General features: G+C 64.3%; 3 protein-coding genes and 1 pseudogene. 3 read left to right on the top strand and 1 reads right to left on the bottom strand.

Features of this window, described 5'->3' with window-relative positions; all coding sequences use genetic code 11:
- Positions 1–347 (bottom strand): hypothetical protein (locus tag EOA29_RS42405; RefSeq protein WP_210213204.1); only part of this gene is annotated, 347 nt, incomplete at its 3' end.
- Between the two features lie 174 nt (positions 348–521).
- Here EOA29_RS42405 and EOA29_RS42400 point away from each other — a divergent pair.
- From EOA29_RS42400 to EOA29_RS33415, 3 genes and pseudogenes are all read left to right on the top strand, one after another.
- Positions 522–1,325 carry a flagellar hook-length control protein FliK gene (locus tag EOA29_RS42400; protein WP_210213203.1) on the top strand — a complete coding sequence of 268 codons (804 nt, stop codon included), beginning with the start codon at positions 522–524 and terminating at the stop codon, positions 1,323–1,325.
- Entirely contained in the window at positions 1,255–1,845 is a 591-nt protein-coding gene (locus EOA29_RS33420; RefSeq protein ID WP_245464891.1) for a transglycosylase SLT domain-containing protein, read from the top strand. The genes EOA29_RS42400 and EOA29_RS33420 overlap by 71 nt, the downstream gene beginning before the upstream one ends.
- A gap of 222 nt (positions 1,846–2,067) precedes the next feature.
- Positions 2,068–2,330: pseudogene (locus tag EOA29_RS33415) on the top strand (DNA-binding response regulator); the annotation flags it as partial.

The following is a 2,330-nucleotide window of genomic DNA, read 5'->3' as shown; positions in this document are numbered from 1 at the left end:
CGCGGCAGCACGCTGCCGACGGGAAGGAAAAAGGCGCGAATTTCGGCGAGATGGTGAATGGCGCCGAGAAGCCGGCCTTGCAGGGCAAGCAGTCGGCGGAGTCTGTCTCCCCGAATGCCCATCCGACACGGCGTCCCCTCGCCGGTCCGGCCAAGACACAGGCTGGCCAGGATGGACAGACCAGGACTGCCGCGCAGAAGCCGGCGACTGGAAAAGCCGCGAAGAACAAAGCTGATGCCGACCATATGAAGGCCGCGGACGATGCCGGTGCGGCGGCGCAATCGTCGGATGCCGCTCCGTTTGAGGATCGCCTGCCCTTGTTGATGGCGCTGGGCGACATCCGCCATTTCGCAACGTCGACAAATGCCGATCGCAGCGGATCGGCCGCCGAGGGAGAGGCTGGGATCCAATCCTCCCTCGGCCAATCCGCCCCTTCGCAGCTCGCGATCCGTCAGGGCAAACGCATATCGGCCGACGCCACCGAAAGCTCCGAGCCGTTGCCGCGATCCGCTCGCGCCACGATGGCGACGGACAAACCCGAACCCGCCTTCGGCCAGAAACCAGCCAGCGCCGGCCCCGCCACATTGGTCCGCAAGGACGACATCGTCCTGCCCGGAACAACTGGAACCGAGACCGACGCCGCAGCGCCGCGAGGCTGGCGGCCGGCAGCCGCCCAGAAGACCGCGCAAGCGGCGCAATCCATCGCATCGCTCAACCAGGCCAAGCCATCCGCCGCCGGGCGCATGGATGTCGTCAGCGAGCAGAGCTTCCCGGCGCCGGCGCAAACTACCATCAGCCAGACGGCATCGGCGCTGGTCGAGGCGATCGCCTCGGACACCGGCGTCCAGCAGACCTTTTCAAGCGCCGCGGCCGCCGCTCAAACGGCCAATTCTGTTGCCGTTCCGACACACGTCCTGAAGATCGAGCTTCATCCTTCGGAGCTTGGCGTGGTGACCGCCAGCCTGAGGCTCTCGGGAGAACAGCTTTCGATTGAGATGAAGCCACAGACGCATGAGGCATACCGCCGCCTGACCGCCGACAGCGACGCGATCGTCAAGTCGATGCGCGGTCTCGGTTTCGAGGTCGATCATGTTACCATCCTGCAACCCTCGATAGCAGTTCATTCAGCCGGCCGCACCGATGCAACCAGCACGCCGCCGATGTCGGCGGGCCGCGACCAGCCTTCGTTCCAGCCAGGGAATTCGGGCGGCGACAGTGCCGGCGGCGGCCGCCAACCGGGAAGGAACGACAGCAATGGCGCACAGGAAATCGGCCGCGCTGCTTCGCCTCTTCGCGAGCGCGCTGGCGACGATATCTATATCTAGCCTGGCTGTCGTTGCCGCCAAGGCCGCCGCCAATCCTTGCGAGCCGGAAATCCTGCGCGCCGCCGACCGCTACGGCGTGCCGGCTGGTATCCTCTATGCGGTTGGCCTGACGGAAACGGGAAAGAAAGGCAGCCTCCAGCCTAATGCCTTGAATATAGAAGGAAAAGCTGTCTTCCCGCACAGCCGCGGCGAGGCGCTTGCGACATTCGAGAATGCCCGCCGCGAGGGCAAGACGCTGATCGATCTTGGCTGCATGCAGATCAATCATCGCTATCACGGCGATCATTTCCGCAGCGTCGGGGACATGCTCGACCCGCACCAGAACGTCGACTACGCGGCGCGCTTCCTGGTCAGCCTCCATGCCCGGCACATGACCTGGTCGATGGCCGTCGCCCGCTATCATGCCGGCCCCGACAATGACCCGGCGCAAAAGATCTATGTCTGCCGCGTCATCGCCAACATGGTCGCCACCGGTTTCGGCAAATGGACGCCGAACGCCAGCGCGTTCTGCAATCAATAGTTGTTGCGACAACGACCCCTGGTCGACCGCCGTCGAGGCGCTCGACGGCCCCAATATCGTCCTCGATCCGGTACCGCCAATACATTTTGCAGCCGGCTTTTATTACGGCTCCCCAAAAAACTCCCAAGAAAATAGCTACAAGAAATGACGGTTTTTCAGGATTCACGCCACCGGGTACCCCTTTCCGCACGGGGCAAATGAGATGATTCGGAGGGCGGGCCGATGATCGTGATCGTTGATGAGCGCGAGCTCGTAACTGAGGGTTATAGCTCACTTTTCGATCGCGAGGGCGTCGCCACCGCGGGCTTCGCGCCGGGCGAGTTCGGCGAGTGGGTGAGTTCCGCCGCCGACACCGACCTCAGATCCGTCAGGGCCTTCCTCATCGGCGACTGCCGCGACGGCGCCATCTCGCCGCGCCAGATCCGCGACCGCACCGGCGCGCCGGTGATCGCGCTCAGCGAGCAGCACTCGCTGGAACACACGCT

The organism is Mesorhizobium sp. M1E.F.Ca.ET.063.01.1.1 (genome assembly GCF_003998155.1).
Classification (GTDB): Bacteria; Pseudomonadota; Alphaproteobacteria; order Rhizobiales; family Rhizobiaceae; genus Mesorhizobium.
Note: the sequence above shows the minus strand (reverse complement) of the source record. Positions and strands in the feature narration are given on the sequence as shown.